Origin of the sequence: Sutterella parvirubra YIT 11816 (assembly GCF_000250875.1) — a bacterium.
GTDB classification, from domain to species: Bacteria; Pseudomonadota; Gammaproteobacteria; order Burkholderiales; family Burkholderiaceae_F; genus Sutterella; species Sutterella parvirubra.
This window is the reverse complement of sequence record NZ_JH605000.1, coordinates 42,829-43,526: the sequence shown is the minus strand read 5'-3', so window position 1 is coordinate 43,526 and position 698 is coordinate 42,829. Positions and strand designations below refer to the sequence as shown.

The 698-nt window shown below is 71.1% G+C and carries 2 protein-coding genes; both read left to right on the top strand.

Features of this window, described 5'->3' with window-relative positions; all coding sequences use genetic code 11:
• A partial coding sequence (gene larC, locus HMPREF9440_RS12105; protein WP_040764742.1) for a nickel insertion protein occupies window positions 1-217 on the top strand: 217 nt, incomplete at its 5' end.
• The coding region (locus tag HMPREF9440_RS07740; protein WP_483754794.1) for an adenine nucleotide alpha-hydrolase family protein at window positions 214-698 on the top strand (485 nt) is incomplete at its 3' end. The genes larC and HMPREF9440_RS07740, both read left to right, overlap by 4 nt.

The following is a 698-nucleotide window of genomic DNA, read 5'->3' as shown; positions in this document are numbered from 1 at the left end:
GGGCGTCGCCGTGCGCCCCTACGGCGGCACGGGCGAACCCGTGACGCCGACGGGGTTGGCCGTCTTGAAGGGGCTCGGCGCCGAATTCGGTCCCTGGCCCCGGATGACGGTGGAAGCCCAGGCGAGGGCCTACGCCCGCGCGGTCTTTGAGGGGACCGCCAACGGGACGCTCTTTTGTTGGGGGACGGCGCTGCCTCCCGTGGAGGACGAAGCTTGAACCGAGACGATCTGATGGACGGCGTGAAGGACGTCGTGACGGGCATGGGGGGCGTGACGGGGGCTGAAGTCCCCGGGAACGCAGAGCTCCCGGAAGCCCACGACGCCTCCGACTTCCCCGAACTCCCCGAGGACGCGGAGCTCGCCGCGCGGGACGATCTGGACCGCAAGGGGACGACGCTCCTCGCGTTGATCCGCTCTCGCGTCCCCGCGGATCAGCGGATCGGCATCGCCTATTCGGGCGGCGTCGACAGCCGGTTCGTCGCCTGGGCGGTGCGCCGCGCCGGGTGCGTGCCGGTGCTTCTTCACGTGAGCGGTGCGCACGTGCCGGTGTGGGAGGCGGACGGCGCGAAGCGCTTCGCGGACCGCTTCGGGATGCGCTATCTGGACGCCCGCATGCCCGACGACATGCTCCCGCGCTTTGCGGCCGCAGGGCGCGAGCGCTGCTACGTCTGCAAGAAGGAAATGATGCGGTTGGCGGG